The organism is Pseudomonas sp. GW823-FHT01D03, from assembly GCF_058798255.1.
Genome location: NZ_JBXAKK010000001.1, coordinates 5543219 through 5562724, shown reverse-complemented (window position 1 = coordinate 5562724; position 19506 = coordinate 5543219). Strand labels below are relative to the sequence as shown.

Annotated in this window: 17 protein-coding genes; 8 read left to right on the top strand and 9 right to left on the bottom strand. The window is 60.6% G+C overall.

Annotated elements, in window-relative coordinates:
• Positions 1–34: 34 nt before the first annotated feature.
• Both AC1RBR_RS24720 and AC1RBR_RS24715 read right to left on the bottom strand, forming a co-directional pair.
• The gene (locus tag AC1RBR_RS24720; protein WP_492566967.1) at positions 35–742 is read right to left on the bottom strand and encodes a 3'-5' exonuclease; all 708 of its coding nucleotides are present in this window, start codon (positions 740–742) and stop codon (positions 35–37) included.
• Positions 739–2673, bottom strand: a complete 1935-nt coding sequence (locus AC1RBR_RS24715; protein ID WP_456018079.1) for a putative nucleotidyltransferase substrate binding domain-containing protein — start codon at positions 2671–2673, stop codon at positions 739–741. The genes AC1RBR_RS24720 and AC1RBR_RS24715 overlap by 4 nt, the downstream gene beginning before the upstream one ends.
• Before the next feature lie 259 nt (positions 2674–2932).
• Between AC1RBR_RS24715 and AC1RBR_RS24710 the strand changes: the two genes are divergently transcribed.
• Positions 2933–3379, top strand: coding sequence for a response regulator (locus tag AC1RBR_RS24710; RefSeq protein ID WP_096797572.1), 447 nt, complete (start codon positions 2933–2935; stop codon positions 3377–3379).
• A gap of 169 nt (positions 3380–3548) precedes the next feature.
• Here the strand turns inward: AC1RBR_RS24710 and AC1RBR_RS24705 are convergent.
• Together AC1RBR_RS24705 and AC1RBR_RS24700 are read right to left on the bottom strand one after the other, a co-directional pair.
• Positions 3549–4771 (bottom strand): IS3 family transposase gene (locus AC1RBR_RS24705; protein ID WP_177325627.1). Its coding sequence is split into 2 segments (ribosomal slippage): positions 3549–4420 and positions 4420–4771, totalling 1224 coding nucleotides; the frame shifts between segments, so codons are not numbered across the junction.
• Positions 4772–4887: 116 nt separating this feature from the next.
• On the bottom strand, positions 4888–7065 hold the full coding sequence (locus tag AC1RBR_RS24700) for a malate synthase G (RefSeq protein ID WP_492566966.1): 2178 nt from the start codon (positions 7063–7065) through the stop codon (positions 4888–4890).
• A gap of 592 nt (positions 7066–7657) precedes the next feature.
• Between AC1RBR_RS24700 and AC1RBR_RS24695 the strand changes: the two genes are divergently transcribed.
• A complete protein-coding gene (locus AC1RBR_RS24695; RefSeq protein WP_095122549.1) occupies positions 7658–8176 on the top strand; it encodes a glycine cleavage system transcriptional repressor in 519 nt (172 codons plus the stop codon).
• A gap of 222 nt (positions 8177–8398) precedes the next feature.
• Here AC1RBR_RS24695 and rarD read toward each other — a convergent pair whose 3' ends face one another.
• The 5 genes from rarD to AC1RBR_RS24670 all read right to left on the bottom strand — a co-directional run bounded on the left by rarD (position 8399) and on the right by AC1RBR_RS24670 (position 14319).
• Positions 8399–9286: an EamA family transporter RarD gene (gene rarD / locus AC1RBR_RS24690; protein ID WP_492566964.1), complete on the bottom strand. Its 888-nt coding sequence runs from the start codon at positions 9284–9286 to the stop codon at positions 8399–8401.
• 193 nt (positions 9287–9479) lie between these two features.
• Positions 9480–10454 (bottom strand): serine/threonine protein kinase, encoded by a 975-nt coding sequence (locus tag AC1RBR_RS24685; protein ID WP_027610685.1) that lies wholly within the window; start codon positions 10452–10454, stop codon positions 9480–9482.
• Positions 10455–10660: 206 nt separating this feature from the next.
• Positions 10661–12562, bottom strand: a complete 1902-nt coding sequence (locus tag AC1RBR_RS24680) for a PhoX family protein (RefSeq protein WP_492566962.1) — start codon at positions 12560–12562, stop codon at positions 10661–10663.
• A gap of 70 nt (positions 12563–12632) precedes the next feature.
• Positions 12633–13397: a TOBE domain-containing protein gene (locus AC1RBR_RS24675; RefSeq protein WP_492566961.1), complete on the bottom strand. Its 765-nt coding sequence runs from the start codon at positions 13395–13397 to the stop codon at positions 12633–12635.
• A gap of 187 nt (positions 13398–13584) precedes the next feature.
• The gene (locus AC1RBR_RS24670) at positions 13585–14319 is read right to left on the bottom strand and encodes a phosphoribosyltransferase family protein (protein ID WP_492566960.1); all 735 of its coding nucleotides are present in this window, start codon (positions 14317–14319) and stop codon (positions 13585–13587) included.
• Positions 14320–14410: 91 nt separating this feature from the next.
• Here AC1RBR_RS24670 and bioB point away from each other — a divergent pair, with 91 nt between their 5' ends.
• The 6 genes from bioB to AC1RBR_RS24640 all read left to right on the top strand — a co-directional run bounded on the left by bioB (position 14411) and on the right by AC1RBR_RS24640 (position 19414).
• Positions 14411–15466 carry a biotin synthase BioB gene (bioB, locus tag AC1RBR_RS24665; protein ID WP_095137442.1) on the top strand — a complete coding sequence of 352 codons (1056 nt, stop codon included), beginning with the start codon at positions 14411–14413 and terminating at the stop codon, positions 15464–15466.
• A gap of 159 nt (positions 15467–15625) precedes the next feature.
• The gene (bioF, locus tag AC1RBR_RS24660) at positions 15626–16804 is read left to right on the top strand and encodes an 8-amino-7-oxononanoate synthase (RefSeq protein ID WP_492566959.1); all 1179 of its coding nucleotides are present in this window, start codon (positions 15626–15628) and stop codon (positions 16802–16804) included.
• Complete coding sequence (locus tag AC1RBR_RS24655; protein WP_492566958.1) at positions 16797–17528, top strand: alpha/beta fold hydrolase; 732 nt, start codon at positions 16797–16799, stop codon at positions 17526–17528. Before bioF ends, AC1RBR_RS24655 begins: the two co-directional genes overlap by 8 nt.
• Positions 17521–18333, top strand: a complete 813-nt coding sequence (bioC, locus tag AC1RBR_RS24650; protein ID WP_492566957.1) for a malonyl-ACP O-methyltransferase BioC — start codon at positions 17521–17523, stop codon at positions 18331–18333. Before AC1RBR_RS24655 ends, bioC begins: the two co-directional genes overlap by 8 nt.
• A complete protein-coding gene (gene bioD, locus AC1RBR_RS24645) occupies positions 18330–19010 on the top strand; it encodes a dethiobiotin synthase (protein ID WP_098965936.1) in 681 nt (226 codons plus the stop codon). Before bioC ends, bioD begins: the two co-directional genes overlap by 4 nt.
• A gap of 107 nt (positions 19011–19117) precedes the next feature.
• Positions 19118–19414, top strand: a complete 297-nt coding sequence (locus AC1RBR_RS24640) for a pyrroloquinoline quinone biosynthesis protein PqqE (RefSeq protein WP_115986036.1) — start codon at positions 19118–19120, stop codon at positions 19412–19414.
• Positions 19415–19506 lie beyond the last annotated feature (92 nt).

The window sequence follows — 19506 nt, the reverse complement described above, 5'->3', positions numbered from 1 at the left end:
TGCTCGCGAAGAGGCCAGTACCGGCACCGAAGATCTAGAAGGAAGGCGCCTGCTGACGGCGTTTCCACTGACTCAAGCGCTGTTGCAGGTTCAACGGACTATGAATCTGCTGCTGCCGCGCCCGGCTGAACAGGATCAACGCCAATTCCGCCGTGGCCAGCGCATCGGCACTCGCGTTGTGCCGCTCGAACACCTCAAGCTTGAACCAGTCGATCCACTCATCCAGCCCGGCCTCGCGAATATTTGCCTGTGGGCACAACAACGGCGCCATGTCCGCGACATCCAGAAACACATTCTGCAACTTGTAGCCCAGGTGTTCCTTCAATGCGCGTCCGAGCATGTGCTGATCGAAGGGCGCATGAAACGCCAGCACCGGGCTGTCGCCGATGAACTCCATGAACTCCAGCAACGCCTCGGCCGGGTCGCTGCCGGCGGCAATCGCATTCGGCCCCAGGCCATGAATCAACACGCTCGGGCTGAGTTTCAGCTCCCGACACTGCAGGGTGCGCTCGAACTGCTGACTGAAGTCGATTGCACCGTCTTCGATCACCACCGCGCCGATCGACAGCACGCGATCCTTGTTCAGGTTCAGCCCGGTGGTTTCCAGATCGAGCACCACCCAGCGCTGTTCGCGCAGGCTGCATTCTTTCAGTTCGCCGATGGTTGTCAGCTGTGCCAGACGTTGTTGCAGGTCTGCCGACAGCAGAGGGCTGGCCGGCCGCAGCCACGAGAACAGGCTCATAGCTGATACCGCAGGGCCAGGCTGCTTTGCAGGCGCTGGGCCTGGCGCAGGGATTCACGCAGAATGCGCCGATCCAGATGATTGAGGCTGTCGGGATCGACCCGGTTCGACCAGGGCAGATTCTCACGGGTCTGGATCTGGTGCTGCTGCATGCGCGTCTGCTGGATGAAGTGATACGCCTCTTCATACGCCGCGCCATCGAGCCGTTCGATCACCTCTTTTTCGACCAGCTGACGCAAGCGTTCCAAAGTGTTGTTGGTTTCGATGCCATGCGCCAGCGCCAACAGGCGTGCGCCGTCGACGAAGGGCGTCAGGCCCTGGACTTTGAGATCAAGGGTGGCTTTCTCGCCGTTCTTGCGCGCCAGCACAAATTCGCGGAAACGCCCCACGGGCGGACGATTGCGCAGCGCGTTCTCGGCCAGCATGCGCTGGAACAAACGGTTGTCGCCGACCTGATCGAGAATCCCCCGGCGCAGTTGCGCGCAGCCTTTCTCGTCGCCCCAGACCACCCGCAGATCGAAATAAATGCTCGATCCCAGCAGGTTCTCCGGCGTCGCCTCGCGAATGAACGCCGCAAAGCGCCGCGCCCATTCCGCCCGCGACAGGCACAGCTCCGGGTTGCCGGCCATGATGTTGCCCTTGCACAGGCTGAAGCCGCACTGCGCCAGGCTCTGGTTGATCTGCTGGGCCAGTGGCAGCAGCTTGCCGCGAATCTCCGCCGCGTGTGCCGCATCCCGCGCCTCGAACAGAATGCCGTTGTCCTGATCGGTGTGCAGCGTCTGTTCGCGCCGGCCCTCGCTGCCGAAACACAGCCAGCTGAACGGCACGCCGGGGTCGCCTCTTTCGGCGAGGGTCAGTTCGATCACCCGGCACACAGTGTGGTCGTTGAGCAGGGTGATGATGTGGGTGATCTGCGTCGAAGACGCACCGTGAGCGAGCATGCGTTCGACCAGTTGGCCGATCTCGCCGCGCAGGCTCACCAGTTGTTCGAGGCGCTGGGCACTGCGGATGGTGCGGGCCAGGTGCACCAGATCGACCCGTTGCAGCGAGAACAGATCGCGCTCGGAAACCACGCCGCACAGGCGCTGATCCTTGACCAGACAGACGTGGGCGATGTGCCGTTCGGTCATGGCAATCGCCGCGTCGAAGGCGCTGTGATCGGGCGACAGAAAGAACGGCGAACAGGTCATGTGCCGCTCGATGGTTTCGCTGAAATCACCGCTGCCATTGGCGACCACTTCGCGCAGGTCACGCAGGGTGAAAATCCCCAGCGGCGCCTTGTGCTCATCCACCGCGACGATGCTGCCGACCTGTTGCTCGTGCATCAGCTTCACCGCTTCACGCAGTGGCGTGTCCGGGCTGCAGGTCACCGGATGGCGCATCGCCAATTCGCCGAGGCGGGTGTTGAGCGAATACTGGGTGCCGAGGGTTTCCACGGCTTTCTGCTGGACTTGCTGATTGACCTGATCGAGCAGGCTGCTGACCCCGCGCAAAGCGAAATCGCGGAAGCTGTTGGACAGGGCGAACAGCTTGATGAACGCCGGTTTGTTCAGTTGCAGGCAGAAGGTGTCTTCGCTGGCCAGATGCTCAGTGCGGGTCGCCCGTTCGCCAATCAGCGCAGCCAGCGGGAAGCATTCGCCGGTGGTGATCTCGAAGGTGGTTTCGGTGCCAGGCCGGGTGATGTGCTGGCGTTCGCCGACCACCCGGCCCTGTTTGACGATGTAGAAATATTCGACCGGCCCGTCGGCGGGCTTGATGATGCTTTCGCCCTGGCCGTAAAAACGCAGCTGACATTGTTCCACCAGAAAAGCCAGGTGGGCGTGTTCCATCTGATTGAAGGGCGGGAAGCGCTGGAGGAATTGCAGAGTGCCCTGAATGTTCTGCAACACCGCGGTTTTCCCTGCCTGGGTGAAGGCGTCCGCTTTACTCATAACCATTACCGCAGTCTTTTTCGAATTGTTGTTGTCGGATCGTTGCAGCCATGGTCGGCCCCTGCGCGCGGGGTGCCCATTGGACGTAAGTCTAGGTTTGGGCTGCCGTTCGGCACATTTAGGAAGTGCCCTACAAAAACAGTCGGAAATTCCTCCGCCAGCCACTTGGAAAAAAATCCGACGAAGTGCACATTGAAGCTCTGCTTAGCGATGTCTGACGACTGTGCCAGGTGACTGAATTGAAAACGTAGAGAATGCCATGTCCGACCACGATATTTTGAGCGACGCCGAGCGTGAAGCGCTCAGCGCTGTAATGCTCGAACCCGACTTGCCGCCGCAACGTGTACTGATCGTCGATGACGACAAGGACGCCCGGGAGCTGTTGTCGGAGATACTCGCGTTGGATGGCATTCGTTGCATGACCGCGGCCAGTGGCGAAACCGCGCTGAAGATGCTCGACGAAAAACCTTCGATCGGGCTGGTGATCACTGATTTGCGCATGGGCAATGTCGGTGGGCTGGATTTGATTCGGCAGGTGCGTGAGTCGGAGCGGGCGGCGTTGCCGATCATCATTGTTTCCGGCGATGCCGATGTGAAAGACGCCATTGCCGCGATGCACCTGAGCGTGGTGGATTTTCTGCTCAAGCCGATTGATACGGTGAAGCTGCTGGGGCTGGTCAAACACGAATTGGGCATAGAACCCTGAATCGCCCTCCCTGTGGGAGCGGGCTTGCTCGCGAAAGCGTCCTTTCCGTCGAAATTAATGTTGAATGTGAGTCCGTCTTCGCGAGCAAGCCCGCTCCCACAATGGATCTCCAGTGGTCGGGAGAATTTTCGGTGTCTAGTCCTGAAATAGGTTTACACCTGTTTCAGTCTCAAAACGCCCGATGCACCGCATCGGGCGTTTTGTATTTCAGGGATAAGTGCGGCCGCTCCCGGTTGTAGATTTGCACCGATTCATCCACCATTTTCACTGCATCCGCCAGGTCTTTGGGGCGATGTAGCAAAAACTCAGTCTTCAAAATCCCATTTACCCTCTCCGCCATAGCGTTCTGATAGCAATCATAACCGTCAGTCATTGAGCACCTGATTCCATGCCGGGTATGCATCCGTTGGTATAAATCAGAGCAATACTGGGCTCCGCGATCTGAATGATGAATGAGCGGTTGATTGGATTTTCGCTGACTAACAGCCTTCTGCAGCGCCCTGACCACCGACTCCGTATGCAGGCTGCTGTGCACATGATGACCCACGATTTTGCGTGAGTACGCGTCTGTTATCAGGCTAACGTAAGCGACACTTTCCCGCGTTGGGAGATAGGTAATGTCTGCGACCCAAACCTGCTCAGGTCTGCTGGCTACAACTTGTTCCGGGCCAGCTTTGAGTAGGTTGGGGTGACGGCGGAAGCGATGATGGCTATGCGTGGTTTTATGATAAGCACGTTTGCGAGGAACCAGCTCTCGCGCCTCTCGCAAGATGGAAAACAGGCGGTCTCGACCGACACGTAGCGCTGTTGCGGCTTCAATTAGCATCAGGTGGTGCAGTTTGCGCGTCCCAAGCCTCGGCTGGCGCCGACGCTTTTCCAGAACGAATTCCACTACCTGCTGGTCTTGGCAAACTCTCGCGTCAAAGGCTCGGTTGCGCTTGTAATACGCTTGGCGCGAAATGCCCATAAACAGGCAAGCCCTGGTAATGCTCAGGTCTTGGATTTGCCCTTGCGAGAGGACTTGCCGGGTCGCTTTTTTACGATGGACACACCGTAATCATTTTTCAAGACGTTCACGACAGCTTCAAAGAACTGGGCCTTCTGATTGCTCAGCGCCAACTGTTCTTCAAGCTCTTTGATCCGCTGTTCGGGTGTCAGCGGTAGGTTGGGGTCGGTCATCGGCCTGCTCCGCAGCGCTCGGATTGAGGCGCCTTGGCTCCAGTCCTGTCGGCCATGCTTGCGTAACCAAACCAGTACCGTGGACCGGCCTTGAATGCCAAAGCGCCGTTGAGCCTCTTTATAACTCAACTCGCCTTTTTCGACTTGATCTACGACTGACAATTTAAAAGCTAGCGTGTAATCGCGCTGGCTCCGCCTTTTTCCGGTATCCATTGAATCCTCCTGAAGATTGGTCAGAAGGTGTAAACCTTATTCAGGACGCGACACGGCCAACAAAAAAGCCCTGATCGCAAGATCAGGGCTTTTTCATGTCCGGCAGTCAGCGCAGGTTACAGGCCGTTGGTCTTCTTGAACTCGCGACGACGACGGTGCAGTACCGGCTCGGTGTAGCCGTTCGGCTGTTTGGTGCCTTCGATCACCAGTTCGACCGCCGCCTGGAAGGCGATGTTGCTGTCGAAGTTCGGTGCTAGCGGACGGTACAGCGGGTCGTTGGCGTTCTGCCGGTCAACCACCGGCGCCATGCGCTTGAGGCTTTCCATCACTTGCGCTTCGGTGACGATACCGTGGCGCAGCCAGTTGGCGATGTGCTGGCTGGAGATGCGCAGCGTCGCACGGTCTTCCATCAGGCCGACGTCATTGATGTCCGGCACTTTCGAACAACCCACGCCCTGGTCGATCCAGCGCACCACGTAACCGAGAATGCCCTGGGCGTTGTTGTCCAGTTCGTTCTTGATCTGCTCCGGGGTCCAGCTCGGGTTGACTGCCAGCGGGATGGTCAGGATGTCGTCTACCGAAGCACGGGCACGCTTGGCCAGTTCGGCCTGACGGGCGAACACGTCAACCTTGTGGTAATGCAGCGCGTGCAGCGCAGCAGCGGTCGGCGACGGTACCCAGGCGGTGTTGGCGCCGGCTAGCGGGTGAGCGATTTTCTGTTCGAGCATCGCCGCCATCAGGTCGGGCATCGCCCACATGCCTTTACCGATTTGCGCACGACCTTGCAGGCCGGTGCTCAGACCGATATCGACGTTCCAGTTCTCGTAGGCGCCGATCCACTTCTCGGCCTTCATGTCGGCCTTGCGCACCATCGGGCCGGCTTCCATGGAGGTGTGGATTTCGTCGCCGGTACGGTCGAGGAAACCGGTGTTGATGAACACCACGCGCTCGCTGGCCGCCTTGATGCAGGCCTTGAGGTTGACCGTGGTGCGGCGCTCCTCGTCCATGATCCCGACTTTCAGCGTGTTGCGTTTCAGACCCAGCACATCTTCGATGCGGCCAAATAGCTCGTTGGTGAACGCCGCTTCTTCCGGGCCGTGCATCTTCGGTTTGACGATGTAGACCGAGCCGGTGCGGGTGTTCTTGCGCGAGGTATTGCCGTTGAGGTTGTGCATCGCCGCCAGGCAGGTCACCAGACCGTCGAGGATGCCTTCCGGCACTTCATTGCCGTGTTTGTCGAGGATCGCGTCGATGGTCATCAGGTGACCGACGTTACGCACGAACAGCAGCGAGCGACCGTGCAGGGTCAGTTCACTGCCATCGACCTTGGTGTAGGTGCGATCCGGGTTCATGGTGCGGGTGAAGGTCTGGCCGCCCTTGGCGACTTCTTCGGACAGGTCGCCCTTCATCAGGCCGAGCCAGTTGCGGTAGATCACCACTTTGTCGTCGGCATCGACGGCAGCCACGGAGTCTTCGCAGTCCATGATGGTGGTCAGTGCCGCTTCCATCAGGATGTCTTTGACGCCGGCGGCATCGGTCTGGCCGACCGGGGTGCTGGCGTCGATCTGGATTTCGAAATGCAGGCCGTGGTTCTTCAGCAGGATCGCGATCGGCGCTTCTGCCGGGCCCTGGAAGCCGATCAGCTGAGCGTCGTTGCGCAGGCCGGTGTTGCTGCCGCCCTTGAGGGTGACCAGCAGTTTGCCGTCAGCGATCTTGTAACCGGTGGAATCGACGTGGGAGCCGGCAGCCAATGGCGCCGCTTCGTCGAGGAACGCACGGGCGAAGGCGATGACTTTGTCGCCACGCACCTTGTTGTAGCCTTTGCCTTTTTCCGCGCCACCGTCTTCGCTGATGGCGTCGGTGCCGTAGAGGGCGTCGTACAGCGAACCCCAGCGGGCGTTCGAGGCGTTGAGGGCGAAGCGGGCGTTCATCACCGGCACCACGAGTTGCGGGCCGGCGGTACGGGCGATTTCATCATCGACGTTTTGCGTCGTTGCCTGGAAATCAGCCGCTTCTGGCAGCAGATAACCGATTTCTTGCAGGAAGGCTTTGTAGGCCACGGCGTCGTGCGCCTGACCAGCACGCTCCTGATGCCAGGCATCAAGACGAGCCTGGAAGTCATCGCGTTTGGCGAGTAGGGCTTTGTTCTTCGGCGCCAGGTCATGAATGACCTTGTCGGCACCTTCCCAGAATTTTTCGGCGGTGAGGCCGGTACCGGGAATGGCTTCGTTGTTCACGAAGTCGAACAGGACTTTGGCGACCTGCAGGCCACCGACTTGAACGTGTTCAGTCATTGCTTGCCTCACTCTGCTCAGCTATTTCGCTTTTCAGCTCTTCAATTTTGACAATGAAGCCTCTGGCCATTTAAACCACAAACCTTCCGACCAGTACATGCCATTGCTGGCGGCTGGGCTGGGACCAATCAACGGCTTGGGGGCCTTGCTGACGGGGCTTTCAGGGTTGCGAACGTGCCTTGGGCAGACATCGATCCAGCGTTATGTAGTGCGCGCCGAGGCATACTACATGATGCGTTGCGCTTGTGAAAATCAGACTAATAACGTCGTTCTGCGACCTCATGACGCATTGCAGTCACGTCGCGGAACGGGATGTTCTCAAAAAACCATCGGATTGTTCCAGCTAAATATAAAAAGTTGTACACATAAATACTGTGTGGCTTCCATTCAGCTTCGATGAGCCCGCGTTTTTGGCGAGGGAGCTTGCTCCCGCTCGGGTGCGAAGCATCCGCGAAAGATATTACTGACTGAAGAGGGCGTCCTGCGGCCGCCAGCGGGAGCAAGTGTTGTTCACTTGAGCATGGCGGCTGAATGTCGGTGCTTGCCTATACTTGCCTTTCTATAACAAAAGTCATGACAAGAGGGCGGCGCCATGGACCATCTCGTACTCACTGTGTTTGCTCCGGACAAGCCCGGGCAGGTCGAGCGCATCGCCCAATGCATCGCCGAGCATGGCGGTAACTGGCTGGAAAGCCGCATGTCACGGATGGCCGGGCAGTTCGCCGGGATTCTGCGGGTGGGCGTACCGGCGGAGGCTTACGACGAATTAGTCGATTCCTTACAAGCGCTGTCGGCTCATGGCATTCGCGTGCTGATTGCCGAGAGCGGCATCGAGCAGTCCTGCACCTGGAAACCAATCGCCATGGAACTGGTGGGCAATGACCGCCCAGGCATCGTGCGCGACATCACCCGTTTGCTCAGCGAGCAGGGGGTGAACCTCGAACGGCTGGTGACCGAAGTGCGCCCGGCGCCGATGAGCAGCGAGCCGCTGTTCCACGCCGAAGCGATTCTGGCGGTGCCACTGACCCTGTCGCTGGACGTGCTGCAATCGCGCCTGGAAACCCTGGCGGATGATCTGATGGTCGAACTGGTGTTACGCACAGACGTTTAACCGGCGCCGGGTTATCCAGTTTTAACGTGCACCTGCCTGTGGATAACCTGTAGAGACCGGGCGCAGCGCCACGTCGGCCGTGGCCTGTAGCTAGCTGATCAAAAAATCGCCAACATTCAGTGACTTGCGCACAAACGGCGGGGATCACGCTGTGGATAACCTTGGGAAGGAACGTTGCAGGCCACGAGAACCGTGGCCTGCGAAGCTTTGTGCGTTTTTTGATCAGCTGCGTCGACGCAAACTGATCACTGCATCGACGCTATAAACGGCCAGACCGGCCCAGATGAAGATGAACGCGATCAGCGTACTCGACGACAGGTGTTCACCAAACAGCAGTACAGCCTGCAGCAGCACCAGCGTTGGCGCCGTGTACTGGAGGAAGCCGATGGTGGTGTAGGGCAGATGACGGGTAGCGGCGTTGAAGCATACCAGCGGGATGAGCGTCACCGGCCCCGCCGCGACCAGCCACCAGGCTTGGGAGGTGGTCCAGAACTCGGGTTGTGCGCTGGTGGCGGTCTGATTGAACAGCAGCCAGGCCACGGCGATCGGCACCAGCATCCAGGTTTCCACCACCAGCCCCGGCAAGGCCTTGACCGGCGCCTGTTTGCGGATCAGCCCGTAAAAGCCGAAGGTCAGCGCCAGCATCAGCGACACCCACGGCAGACTGCCGACCTGCCACACCTGCTGTGCCACGCCGACGGCTGCCAGCCCCACCGCAATCCACTGCATGCGCCGCAGGCGTTCGCCGAGAATCAGCATCCCCAACAGCACGTTGACCAGCGGGTTGATGTAGTAACCGAGGCTCGCTTCGAGCATGCGCCCGTTGTTCACCGACCACACGTAGGTCAGCCAGTTGGCCGCGATCAGGGTGCCGCTCAGGGCCAGAATCGCGAGGCGCTTGGGGTTGTCGAGCAACTCGCGCAACCAGCCCGGATGCTTCCACACCATCAGCAACAGTGCGCCGAACAGCGCCGACCACAACACGCGGTGAATGATGATCTCGACTGCGGGGACTTCGGCGATGGCTTTGAAGTAGATCGGGAACAGGCCCCAGATGATGTAGGCACTCAGGCCCAGAATGTACCCGCGACGCGGGTTGGCGGCTTGCATGCAGAATCCTTGCTTAGGCAGCTGACAAAGCAGGGATTGTAAGGAGATTTGTTGGCAAATGAGTTTTGAATTTGTGAACACTGGCCAAATGTGGGAGCGGGCTTGCTCGCGAATGCGGTGTATCAGCAGCAGAATAATTGCCTGACACACCGCCTTAGGGAGCAAGCCCCCTCCCACAAAGGTTTGTGGTGAATCAGAAGAGTTTCAGTGGCTCTTCATTCAGCGCCGACAGTTGTTCGCGCAGCGCCAGGACCTGATCGCCCCAATACCGCTCTGTACCAAACCACGGAAAACTGTGCGGGAACGCCGGGTCGTCCCAGCGCCGCGCCAACCAGGCGCTGTAGTGCATCAGGCGCAGGGCGCGCAGCGGTTCGATCAGCGCCAGTTCGCGGGGGTCGAAGTCATGGAATTCGTTGTAGCCGTCCATCAGTTCCGAGAGCTGGCCGAGGCATTCCTGACGGTCGCCGGCGAGCATCATCCAGATGTCCTGCACGGCCGGGCCCATGCGGCAGTCGTCGAGGTCGACGATGTGGAACATTTCATCGCGGCACATCATGTTGCCGGGGTGACAGTCGCCATGCATGCGGATGTTCTGGTGCGGCGTGGCGGCGTAGACGTCTTCGACCCGCTTGAGCAGGTCGCGGGCGACGGACTCGTAGGCCGGCAGCAGGCTCTTAGGGATGAAGTTGCCTTCAAGCAACGTCGCCAGCGAGGCATGGCCGAAGTTCTGCACGCCCAGTGCTTCACGGTGTTCGAACGGCTTGGTCGCGCCGACCGCATGAATGCGCCCGAGCAACTGGCCGAGACGATACAACTGATCGAGATTGCCCGGCTCCGGCGCACGCCCGCCGCGACGCGGAAACAGGGTGAAGCGGAAACCGGCGTGTTCGTGCAGGGTCTGGCCGTTGTGGATCAGCGGCGCCACCACGGGAATCTCGACGTCGGCCAGTTCGAAGGTGAACTGGTGTTCTTCGAGGATGGCTTCGTTGGTCCAGCGCTGCGGACGGTAGAACTTGGCGATCAGCGGTTCGGAGTCTTCGATGCCGACCTGATAGACGCGGTTCTCGTAGCTGTTGAGCGCCAGAATGCGCGCATCACTGAGAAACCCGATGCTTTCGACGGCATCGAGTACGAGATCGGGTGTGAGGGTTTCAAACGGGTGGGCCATGCTGACTCCTGCGCGCAGCAGGCTGCCGCGTCCGGCCCAGCATGGTAGCGCAGACTGTGGGAGTTGAGGGTTTTGCCTTGAATAGTGGGCTGCCTGGAAGGGCCTCGGGAGCAAGCCCCCTCCCACAGTGGATATCCGGTGTGCCGACCATTTCATGCACTCAGCCGATCCAATGTGGGAGCGGGCCTGCTCGCGAAAGCGATTTATCAGGCCCCGACGATCCCGCCATCCTCACGGGTAATCGCCATCACCGAAGACCGTGGCTTGCCATTCGGCAGATGCTCGGGGAAGGTCGAACCACCGTTCTCCCCCGGATGCTGGATCCCGACAAACAGTGTTTTCTGGTCCGGCGAGAAGCTGATTCCGGTGACTTCGCAACCGATCGGCCCGACCATGAAGCGGCGAATCTCACCGGTCTTCGGGTCGGCACAGAGCATCTGGTTGTTGCCCATCCCGGCAAAGTCCCCGGCGTTGCTCGAATCGCCATCGGTGAGAATCCACAAACGCCCGGCCTTGTCGAAGCCCAGACCATCAGGGCTGTTGAACATGTTCTGCGGGGTGATGTTCGACGAACCACCCTTCAGCGTGCCGGCGTGCACACCCGGATTGCCGGCGACCACAAACAGATCCCAGGCGAAGGTTTTCGCCGCATGATCATCGCGGTCGGTACGCCAGCGCAGGATCTGCCCGTAGACGTTCTTCTCGCGCGGGTTCGGCCCGCCCACCGGCTGTCCGTCTTCGCCGCGCTTGGCGTTGTTGGTCAAGGTGCAATAAACCTGGCCGTCCTTCGGACTGACGACGATCCACTCCGGGCGGTCCATGCGCGTGGCGCCGACCACACTGGCGGCGAGGCGGGCGTGGATCAGCACTTCGGCCTGATCGGCGAAACCGCTGCTGGCGTCGATGCCGTTCTTGTCGTGGGTCAGTTCGATCCACTGGCCCTGGCCCTTCGGGTGATCCGGGTTGCCGTCGCCGGCGTCGAACTTGGCCACATACAGCGTGCCGTGGTCGAGGATGTCGCGGTTGGCTTTGGCGTTGCGGTGGTTGATGCGGTCGCGGCTGACGAACTTGTAGATGAACTCGCCACGCTCGTCGTCGCCCATGTACACCACGGCGCGACCGTCATCGGTCTCGGCCAGCGCGGCGTTTTCATGCTTGAAGCGACCGAGCGCGGTGCGTTTGACCGGGGTCGATTGCGGATCGAACGGATCGATCTCGACCACCCAGCCGTGACGGTTGAGTTCGTTGGGATTCTTCGCCATGTCGAAGCGCGGGTCGAACGGGTGCCAGTTGATCTCGCGGCTGGCGGCAGAGACACCGTAGCGCTTTTGCGCCGGATCGAACTGCTGCTGGGGGTTGCTGCTGCCGAAGCAGTCGGTGAAGTTTTCTTCGCAGGTCAGGTAGGTGCCCCACGGAGTTTTACCGTTGGCGCAGTTCTGGAAGGTACCGAGGACTTTTTTGCCGTGCTTGTCGGCGGCAGTCTTCATCAACTCGTGACCGGCCGCCGGGCCGCTGATGCGCAGCGGCGAGTTGCCGTGGATGCGGCGGTTGTAGCGCGAGCCCTGGACGAACTGCCATTGACCATTCCTGCGCTGCACTTCAATCACTGACACCCCTTCACAGGCCAGCGCCTTGCGCACGTCTTCGGCCGATTGCGGCATGCCGCCGTGCGGGTAGAGGTAGCGGTAGTTGGTGTATTCGTTGTTGATCGCCATCAACGCACGGTTTCGGTCGTCGGGGAATTCGAACAGGCTCATGCCGTCGTTGTTGTCGCCGAACTGCACTTCCTGAGCGGCGGCGGTGCCATTGCCGCTCGGGTCGAAGGCCGGGCCGTTCTTGTGCAATGGCTGACCCCAGCTGATCAGCACCGAGGACTTGTAGCCCTTGGGCAGGCTGATGATGTCGGTGGTCGCGGCGGGGATGCTCTCGAAGCCGAGCAGGCGGCTGTTGCCGGCGCTGATGCCGGTGGCCAGCGCGCTGCGGCTGAGCAGGTTACCGCCGAGGAACATGGCAGCGCCGCACAGTGCCCCGGCGCTGATGAAACCGCGACGGCTGAGGCCGACCATCTTTTCCAGATCAGTCGATTGGTTTTCTTCTAATAGGCTCACATCAGGCTCCCTGCTTGGTTTTGGCAGCCACCTTAATGAGCGTCGATTACGCTTTCGTTGCAGCGCCTGATTAGAGTGGTGTGCCGATCAGCACATTGGACGGCGAGAACTGCACCTGCACCGGTTGCTCGACACTCAAATTGCGGGTGCGAAGCTGCAGCGGCTCAGCCAGGGCGCAGAGCGTCTGGCCGTTGGGCAGGGCGATGCGCACTTCGCTGGGGCCGTCTTCGGCATCGAAGATCGCTTCGATGATGCCGTTCAGAATATTGTGTCCAGATGTTGCAGCTTGCTCCGCCGCCAGCACTTCAAGCCAGCCGGCCTTGATCAGTGCCACCACTTCGGTGCCCGGCTGCAGCTCCAGGTGCACGGTGCTGTCGTGAGTGATCTGCGCGTTGATCCACAGGCCTTCGGCCAGTTCGAGGCGGATCAGGTCGTTACGCCCTTGGCCTTCAATGGCCACGACTTTGCCGTGCAGCTGGTTGCGCGCGCTGGTTCTGAGCATCAATCGCCCGAGCAGATCCAGATCGCTGGCGTCTTCAGCGGCCTCCAGCACCTGGGCCTGCAAAGCTTGCAGCTTTTGATACAGACGCAACACCCGTTCGCCTTCGCTGGACAACCTGGCGCCGCCGCCGCCCTTGCCGCCGACCGCGCGCTCCACCAACGGTTTCTGCGCCAGGTTGTTCAGCTCATCGATCGCATCCCAGGCCGCTTTGTAACTCAGCCCGGCGCTTTTCGCGGCGCGGGTAATCGAGCCCTGTTCGGCAATGTGTTGCAGCAGGGCGATCCGCTGCGGGCGACGGACGATGTGCTGGGAGAGCAGGGTGGGCAGGGACATGGATGGGTGCTTTTTCACGGTGGCGGTGGGGAGTGAAGTTTGCGGCTTGCGACGCATCAGTCAAGCCAAACACAGTGCTCTTGTAGGAGTGAGCCTGCTCGCGATGGCGGTGGAACAGTCAGCATCAATGTTGGCAGTAATTGCGCTATCGCGAGCAGGCTCACTCCTACAAGGGATTGTGTCGGTTTCAGCTTCCGGGTTTTGGCGTGCGCGCCAGGCAATACACGTCAACCCGTGCTGCACCGGCATCTTTTAACAGTCGCGCCAGTGCCTGGGCCGTGGCGCCGGTGGTCAGTACGTCATCAATCAGCGCGAAGTGCCGACCTTTCACTTCTGCGTCAGGAGCCAGAGCGAAGGCGTGACGCAAGTTGCGCTTGCGCGCCTTGGCGTCGAGATCCTGCTGGGCGCTGGTGTCGTGGACCCGCCGTAGAGCATGTTCCTCAAAAGGCAGATCCAGCTGTTGGCTCAACCATCGGCCCAGCATCGCCGCTTGATTGAACCCGCGTTGACGCAGACGTTTGCTCGCCAGTGGCACCGGCAGCAACACGTCGGGTCGTGGCAATCCCTCATCGAAGCGATGTTGCAGGTATTGTCCGGCAACGTCGGCGAGCAAGTGACCAAACGGCCATTTCGCGTTGTGTTTAAAACGCGTAATCAAACTGTCCACCGGGAAGTCATAGCGCCACGGCACGACCACCTGTTCGAACGCCGGCGGCTCTAGCAGGCACCCGCCGCAAGTCAGTCCAGCGCCGGTCAGCGGCAGGGCGCAGGTCTGGCAGTGGTCACCGAGCCAGGGCAGATCGGTTTCGCAGGCGTCGCAAATTGGCAATTCTGCTTCTGCGGGTTCATCGCACAGCAAGCAGGTCTGTACGTTTTTTAAACAGATGTAAACCTGTTGTTCGTGTCGTGGTTGACAGCGCATGACTCTTCCTTAAATATGCCGAACATCCGTGTCGCGCCTGTGGGTATTCCGTTCCCGCAGCCGCCAGCCAAGCATAACCAAGGAACTGCCCATGAGCGCCAGCACCTCTGCCACCCTGCGTCACGACTGGTCTTTAGCCGAAGTCAAAGCGCTCTTCGTACAGCCATTCAACGACTTGCTGTTCCAGGCGCAGACGGTGCACCGCGCACATTTCAACGCCAATCGCGTGCAGGTTTCCACGCTGCTGTCGATCAAGACCGGGGCCTGCCCGGAAGACTGCAAGTACTGCCCGCAGTCCGGTCACTACAACACCGGCCTGGAGAAAGAAAAGCTGATGGAAGTGCAGAAAGTCCTCGAAGAGGCTGCCCGCGCCAAAGCCATCGGCTCCACGCGTTTCTGCATGGGAGCTGCGTGGAAGCACCCGTCGGCCAAAGACATGCCGTACGTGCTGAAAATGGTCGAAGGCGTGAAAGCCATGGGTCTGGAAACCTGCATGACCCTCGGTCGTCTCGATCAGGAGCAGACCGAGGCGCTGGCCAAGGCTGGTCTCGATTACTACAACCACAACCTCGACACCTCGCCGGAGTTCTACGGCAGCATCATCACCACCCGTACTTACAGCGAGCGCCTGCAAACCCTGGCCTACGTGCGTGAGTCGGGGATGAAGATCTGCTCCGGCGGCATTCTCGGCATGGGCGAGTCGCTGGACGACCGCGCCAACCTGCTGATCCAGCTGGCCAACCTGCCGGAGCATCCGGAATCGGTGCCGATCAACATGTTGGTGAAAGTCGCCGGCACGCCGCTGGAAAACGCCGAAGACATCGACCCGTTCGACTTCATCCGCATGCTCGCTGTCGCGCGCATCCTCATGCCGCAATCCCATGTGCGCCTGTCCGCCGGCCGTGAAGCGATGAACGAGCAGATGCAGGCGTTGGCGTTCTTCGCCGGTGCCAACTCGATTTTCTACGGCGACAAACTGCTGACCACTGCCAACCCGCAGGCCGACAAGGACATGCAACTGTTCGCGCGCCTGGGCATTCAGCCGGAAGCGCGCGAAGAGCATGCCGATGAAGTGCATCAGGCCGCGATCGAGCAGGCGCTGGTGGAGCAGAAGAGCAGCGAGCAGTTCTATAACGCGGCGGTCTAAACCTGCGCGGATTTCTCTGAAGGAATGCAAAACCCCTGTGGGAGCGGGCTTGCTCGCGAAAGCGTCGGTGCAGTCGACATTACCGTTGAATGTCAGACCGCCTTCGCGAGCAAGCCCGCTCCCACAGGGAATCTGTGTCACTTGAAAGTCGAGGCCTGCATGTCTTTCGATCTCGCCGCACGCCTTGCTGCCCGCCGTGCCGAAAATCTCTATCGCCAGCGTCCGTTGCTCGAGTCTCCGCAGGGGCCTGAAGTGGTGGTCGACGGCCAGCCGTTGCTGGCGTTCTGCAACAACGACTACCTGGGCTTGGCCAATCACCCGCAGGTGATCGAAGCCTGGCGCGCCGGCGCCAAGCGCTGGGGCGTCGGTGGTGGCGCGTCGCATCTGGTGATCGGCCACAGCAGCCCGCATCACGCACTGGAAGAAGCCCTCGCCGATCTCACTGGCCGGCCGCGTGCTCTGCTGTTCACCACCGGTTACATGGCCAATCTCGGCGCGGTCACGGCGCTGGTCGGGCAGGGCGATACGGTGCTGGAGGATCGCCTTAACCACGCATCGTTGCTGGATGCTGGTCTATTGTCCGGCGCGCGTTTCAATCGTTATCTGCACAACGACGCCGACAGCCTGGCCAAGCGCCTGGAGAAAGCCACCGGCAACACGCTGGTGGTCACCGACGGCGTGTTCAGCATGGACGGCGATCTCGCCGATCTGCCGGCGCTGGCGCGCGAGGCCAAGGCCAAAGGCGCGTGGCTGATGGTCGACGATGCCCATGGCTTCGGCCCGCTCGGTGCCAATGGCGGCGGGATCGTCGAGCATTTCGGCTTGAGTCAGGACGATGTGCCGGTGTTGGTCGGTACCCTCGGCAAGGCGTTCGGCACCGCAGGCGCGTTTGTCGCCGGTAGTGAAGAGCTGATCGAAAGCCTGATCCAGTTCGCCCGGCCGTATATCTACACCACCAGCCAGCCACCGGCGCTGGCCTGTGCGACTTTGAAAAGTCTGGAGTTGCTGCGCACGGAACACTGGCGTCGTGAACATTTGCAGACGCTGATCCGCCAGTTCCGCCACGGCGCCGAGCAGATCGGTCTGCAACTGATGGACAGCTTCACCCCGATCCAGCCGATCCTGATCGGTGATGCCGGTCGCGCCGTGCGCCTTTCGCAGATGCTGCGCGAACGCGGCTTGATGGTCACCGCGATTCGTCCGCCGACCGTGCCTGCCGGCAGCGCTCGGCTACGCGTGACCCTGACCGCCGCTCACAGCGAGGCGCAGGTGCAGCTATTGTTAGAAGGACTGGCCGATTGCTTTGCCCAACTGTCGTCGGAGTCAAGCCATGCGTGATCGCCTGATTCTGCTGCCCGGCTGGGGCCTCGGTGTTTCGCCACTGGAGCCTCTGGCCGCGGCATTGCAGGGGCTCGACGAGCATCTGCATGTCGAGATCGAGCCGCTGCCGGAGCTGGATTCCAGCGACCTGCAAGACTGGCTCGATGAACTCGATGAACGTATTCCGCAGGACGTGTGGCTGGGCGGTTGGTCGCTGGGCGGCATGCTTGCCTGCGAGTTGGCAGCGCGGCGCGGCGAGCGTTGCTGCGGCCTGCTGACGCTGGCGAGCAATCCTTCGTTTGTCGCCCATGAGCAATGGACGAGTGCGATGCCGGGCGAGACGTTCGATGCATTTCTCGCCGGCTGCCAAGCCGATCCGCGACTAACCCTCAAACGGTTCTCGTTGTTGTGTGCTCAGGGCGCGCAAGACCCGCGCGGCATGTCGCGGCTGCTGTTCGGCGGCGCGCCGGCCACTTCGCCGCAAGCGTTGATGGACGGGCTTGAACTGCTGGCGCAGATCGACACCCGCGAAGCGTTGCAGGCGTTTCGCGGCCCGCAGTTGCACTTGTTCGCCGGGCAGGACGGTTTAGTGCCTGCGGAGGCGGCGGGGGCGTTGTTCGCGCTGTTGCCGGACATCGAAATTGGTCTGATCGAACAGGCCAGTCATGCGTTTCTTCTGGAAGACCCCCATGGCGTGGCGGGTGCGATCCAGGCTTTTCTACACGAGTGCGGTGATGACTGATTTGTCTCTTGTTGCGCTGCCCGGCGGCTTGCCCGACAGGCGCCAGGTCGCGGCTTCTTTCTCCCGTGCGGCGGCCAGTTACGACAGCGTTGCCGAGTTGCAGCGCGACGTCGGTTCACAGTTGCAGCAGCGTTTGCCGGCGAGTTTTCTGCCGTCAACCTGGCTGGATCTGGGCTGCGGCACCGGCTATTTCACTCGCGCATTGGCCGAGCGATATGTCGAGGGTCAGGGGCTGGCACTGGATATCGCCGAGGGCATGCTCAATCACGCACGGCCATTGGGCGGCGCGCAGCATTTCATCGCCGGTGATGCGGAGCGTCTGCCGTTGCAGGATTCCACCTGCGAGCTGATCTTCTCCAGCCTCGCCGTGCAGTGGTGTGCGGACTTCGAGTCGGTGCTCAGCGAAGCCTTTCGCGTGCTCAAGCCGGGCGGGATTTTCGCGTTTGCTAGTCTTTGTGTAGGGACCTTGTACGAGTTGCGCGACAGCTGGCGGCAGGTCGATGGGCTGGTGCACGTCAATCGCTTCCGCGAGTTCGCCCGGTATGAGCAGCTGTGTGCCAAAAGTGGCTTGCGTACGGTGAGTCTGCAGAATCAGGCGCATGTGCTGCACTACCCGGATGTGCGCAGCCTGACCCACGAACTCAAGGCACTCGGCGCGCACAATCTGAATCCCGGGCGGCCGGGTGGCTTGACCGGACGCGCACGGATTCTCGGCCTGGTCGAGGCTTACGAGCAGTTCCGTCAGGCACAGGGATTGCCGGCGACTTATCAGGTGGTCTACGCCGTGTTGGAGAAACCCTTATGAGCGCAGCCTATTTCATCACTGGCACTGACACCGATGTCGGCAAGACCACCGTGGCTGCCGGGTTGCTGCATGCGGCGCGCTCGGCCGGGCTGAGTACGGCGGCGGGCAAACCCGTGGCTTCGGGTTGCGAAGTAACGCCCAAGGGCTTGCGTAATGCCGATGCGCTGGCGCTGCTGGCCGAATGCTCGGTGCCGCTGACTTATCAACAGGTCAATCCGGTGGCATTCGAGCCGGCCATCGCGCCGCATCTGGCGGCGCGTGAGGCCGGTGTCGCGCTGACCGTGCAATCGCTGTTGGCGCCGATGCGCGAAATCCTGGCGCTGAATGCCGATTTCACTTTGATCGAAGGGGCGGGTGGCTGGCGGGTGCCATTGGCGGATCAGGACAATCTGTCGGATCTGGCGATTGCGCTGAAGCTGCCGGTGATTCTGGTGGTGGGCGTACGGCTGGGCTGCATCAGTCATGCCTTGCTGACGGCCGAGGCGATTGCCCGTGATGGTCTGCAACTGGCCGGGTGGGTGGCCAATATCATTGATCCGAAGACTTCACGGCTGGAAGAGAATCTAGCGACGCTGGCCGAGCGGATTCCGGCGCCGTGTCTGGGGCGCGTGCCGAAACTCAAGAGTTTGAGTGCCGAAGCGGTGGCGGATCATTTACAACTGGATCTGCTCGACTAAGCTTTTCTCTATGGGCAGGCACTGTGCCATTAGTGTTTTTGACGGGTGTTTTTCTGGCGCCTCTGGTTCAATGGCGCCATTGATCCTTCCCAAGGATGAGAACTGTTATGGAAATCTCCGGTAACACAGCTTTTTACGCAGGTCTGAGCTCGATTCAGAGCGGGCAGAACCGCGTCGATCAGGCCGCCAGCCAGATTGCCAACAACACCATTGAGCGTTCGGTCACCAGTCAGTCTTCCGAAGTGCAAGTCGAGCGTTTGCGCGGCGTGGATCGTGCACAGCAATCGGATCTGGCCAGCAATATGGTCGAGATGTCCCAAGGCAAGATTCAGGCTGAACTGGGTGTGAAAGTCGCCAAGGCTTCCGACGAAATGCTCGGTACGATCATCGACACGTTCGCCTGATTTTCCTCCATCTGCACGTTGAACGCCGCGCTTTGTCGCGGCGTTTTTCGTTGTAAGTCCTTCTCCCTCAACTAATCTTTTTTCATTGCCCG

What these genes read in the sequence shown, in the direction of transcription:
- bioC (WP_492566957.1), top strand. Translation starts at nt 17,521, where the DNA reads ATGACTGATTTGTCTCTTGTTGCGCTGCCCGGCGGCTTGCCCGACAGG.
- rarD (WP_492566964.1), bottom strand. Translation starts at nt 9,286, where the DNA reads ATGCAAGCCGCCAACCCGCGTCGCGGGTACATTCTGGGCCTGAGTGCC.
- AC1RBR_RS24720 (WP_492566967.1), bottom strand. Translation starts at nt 742, where the DNA reads ATGAGCCTGTTCTCGTGGCTGCGGCCGGCCAGCCCTCTGCTGTCGGCA.
- bioF (WP_492566959.1), top strand. Translation starts at nt 15,626, where the DNA reads ATGTCTTTCGATCTCGCCGCACGCCTTGCTGCCCGCCGTGCCGAAAAT.
- AC1RBR_RS24710 (WP_096797572.1), top strand. Translation starts at nt 2,933, where the DNA reads ATGTCCGACCACGATATTTTGAGCGACGCCGAGCGTGAAGCGCTCAGC.
- AC1RBR_RS24685 (WP_027610685.1), bottom strand. Translation starts at nt 10,454, where the DNA reads ATGGCCCACCCGTTTGAAACCCTCACACCCGATCTCGTACTCGATGCC.
- bioB (WP_095137442.1), top strand. Translation starts at nt 14,411, where the DNA reads ATGAGCGCCAGCACCTCTGCCACCCTGCGTCACGACTGGTCTTTAGCC.
- AC1RBR_RS24670 (WP_492566960.1), bottom strand. Translation starts at nt 14,319, where the DNA reads ATGCGCTGTCAACCACGACACGAACAACAGGTTTACATCTGTTTAAAA.
- bioD (WP_098965936.1), top strand. Translation starts at nt 18,330, where the DNA reads ATGAGCGCAGCCTATTTCATCACTGGCACTGACACCGATGTCGGCAAG.
- AC1RBR_RS24695 (WP_095122549.1), top strand. Translation starts at nt 7,658, where the DNA reads ATGGACCATCTCGTACTCACTGTGTTTGCTCCGGACAAGCCCGGGCAG.
- AC1RBR_RS24700 (WP_492566966.1), bottom strand. Translation starts at nt 7,065, where the DNA reads ATGACTGAACACGTTCAAGTCGGTGGCCTGCAGGTCGCCAAAGTCCTG.
- AC1RBR_RS24655 (WP_492566958.1), top strand. Translation starts at nt 16,797, where the DNA reads ATGCGTGATCGCCTGATTCTGCTGCCCGGCTGGGGCCTCGGTGTTTCG.
- AC1RBR_RS24640 (WP_115986036.1), top strand. Translation starts at nt 19,118, where the DNA reads ATGGAAATCTCCGGTAACACAGCTTTTTACGCAGGTCTGAGCTCGATT.
- AC1RBR_RS24715 (WP_456018079.1), bottom strand. Translation starts at nt 2,673, where the DNA reads ATGAGTAAAGCGGACGCCTTCACCCAGGCAGGGAAAACCGCGGTGTTG.
- AC1RBR_RS24675 (WP_492566961.1), bottom strand. Translation starts at nt 13,397, where the DNA reads ATGTCCCTGCCCACCCTGCTCTCCCAGCACATCGTCCGTCGCCCGCAG.